The following is a 1,065-nucleotide window of genomic DNA, read 5'->3' on the forward strand; positions in this document are numbered from 1 at the left end:
CGTCCTGAATCCAAATTAGTGTCGCCGTGATCAGAATAAATAGAGAAGTATCCGTTATTGCGCTGGGTTGTCCCCTGCTGCTGATCGTCAAATTTCAGGGTGAAACTGCTGCTGTTCGAGCCATATCCATCGTACAGACACATATCTATAGTAGCCGAGCCGTTCATTTGCGTTTGATTACCTTTAGTGCCGGGCAATGGACGCAGGTTAAGGTCAACGCGCGGTGCGGCTTCGCCAAATTCGGGTAAATAAATTTGCTGGTTGTTATTGTCAGTAATCTTCAACGAAATGTGGGCAACCCAATCGGCTGCTTTGGCATCACTGGGGTAATGTTGTATCAGGCTGACTTTAAGCTCCGCCTGCCAGTCTCCACCCATAGGGAATTTTGCAATTTCCCCTTTGGGAACATAAAAAGTCGCTAGAGCTTCATTTACAGAACTCCCGGCAACTGCGGCAGCATTGATTATCCAGGGACCATATCCGCCGACTTTTCGGTAAGCAGTCAGATTAATGATAGCGGTTGCACCGCTCCTTTTTTCCTTAAAGAGCAAAGGAATGGTGGATTTAGCGCCATAAGTTGCGGTAGAAGAACCCTCTTGTACAGTCTGTGTCGGGCATTGACCATTATTTGGAGAAGTACTTGATAAACAGACCCAATTATTTTTAAAGGTCGCAGGGTCTGACTCGTTACCCCCACTTTCACCATTCCAGATATAGGCGTCTGTGGGTGCAGATTTATCCATAGTGACTTCAACAGTAGTATCTCTCCCCGAAGGAGGCTGAGCATAGAGAGTGGTACTTAAAAAAAACGATATGAATAGAAATGATACTGTCGTGATGCAACGCTGTATTTTTTTCATTTTAATGAAAGCTCTCTGGAAAAACTCAGTAGGTAATCGGAAATGTTTCAATGATTTATGATTAAATATAGCCTGAATTTAATTTGGGCTTTTCCTGTTACCTGTTGTTACCTAAAGCTGCGGTGTAAAATTAACAATCAGATGTCCGGTATAATTCCCGGCTTGTTTACTGTTGATATCCATTGTCTTGGTGCTGAGTTCCAGT

The 1,065-nt window shown here is 43.8% G+C and carries 2 protein-coding genes; both read right to left on the reverse strand.

The genetic code is table 11. The annotated features are described in order from the left end of the window. Positions 1 to 743, reverse strand: a 743-nt coding sequence (locus EX31_RS17215) for a CfaE/CblD family pilus tip adhesin (RefSeq protein ID WP_231576074.1), incomplete at its 3' end; no start/stop codon positions are given. Between the two features lie 228 nt (positions 744 to 971). Next, complete coding sequence (locus tag EX31_RS26600; protein ID WP_369794814.1) at positions 972 to 1,064, reverse strand: CfaE/CblD family pilus tip adhesin; 93 nt, start codon at positions 1,062 to 1,064, stop codon at positions 972 to 974. Position 1,065: the final 1 nt, after the last annotated feature.

Source organism: Rahnella sp. WP5 (assembly GCF_000745615.1).
Taxonomy (GTDB): Bacteria; Pseudomonadota; Gammaproteobacteria; order Enterobacterales; family Enterobacteriaceae; genus Rahnella; species Rahnella aceris.